The sequence below is a fragment of the Mesorhizobium sp. M1396 genome, from assembly GCF_040317725.1.
In the GTDB taxonomy this organism is placed as follows: domain Bacteria; phylum Pseudomonadota; class Alphaproteobacteria; order Rhizobiales; family Rhizobiaceae; genus Mesorhizobium.
In genome coordinates this window covers 1-576 of the sequence record NZ_JAMYLA010000168.1, presented here as the reverse complement: position 1 = coordinate 576, position 576 = coordinate 1, and the positions used below count along the sequence as shown (strand labels likewise).

Here is a 576-nt window from a genome sequence, read left to right as displayed (position 1 = left end):
CTTGTGCGCTTCCTTGGGCAAGGTCTGGTCGTGGAAGGACCGCGCGGTTTCCGGGTCGAGCGACAGGTTGAACTGGTCCTCCCAGCGAAACTCGAATCTGGCCCGCGACAGCGCGTCGTCGCGGATCTTCGCCGCCGGATGGCCCTTCGCCAGGTCGGCGGCGTGGGCTGCGATCTTGTAGGTGATCACGCCGATCTTGACGTCGTTGCGATCGGGAAGACCGAGATGCTCCTTCGGCGTGACGTAACAGAGCATGGCGGTGCCGAACCAGCCGATCATGGCGGCCCCAATGCCTGAGGTGATGTGGTCGTAGCCCGGCGCGATGTCGGTTGTCAGCGGTCCAAGCGTATAGAAGGGCGCTTCGCCGCAGACAGCGAGCTGCTTGTCCATGTTCGCCTTGATCTTGTGCATCGGCACGTGGCCGGGGCCCTCGATCATCACCTGGCAATCCTTCGCCCAGGCGATCTGCGTCAGCTCGCCGAGCGTCTCCAACTCGGCGAACTGCGCCGCGTCGTTGGCATCGGCGATGGAGCCCGGACGAAGGCCGTCGCCGAGCGAGAAGGACACGTCGTAGGC

1 protein-coding gene is annotated in these 576 nt (G+C 64.8%); it reads right to left on the bottom strand.

Translation table 11 applies throughout. From position 1 onward, the window contains the following. A partial coding sequence (locus tag NKH02_RS34475) for a phosphomethylpyrimidine synthase ThiC (RefSeq protein ID WP_352884316.1) occupies positions 1-576 on the bottom strand: 576 nt, incomplete at both ends.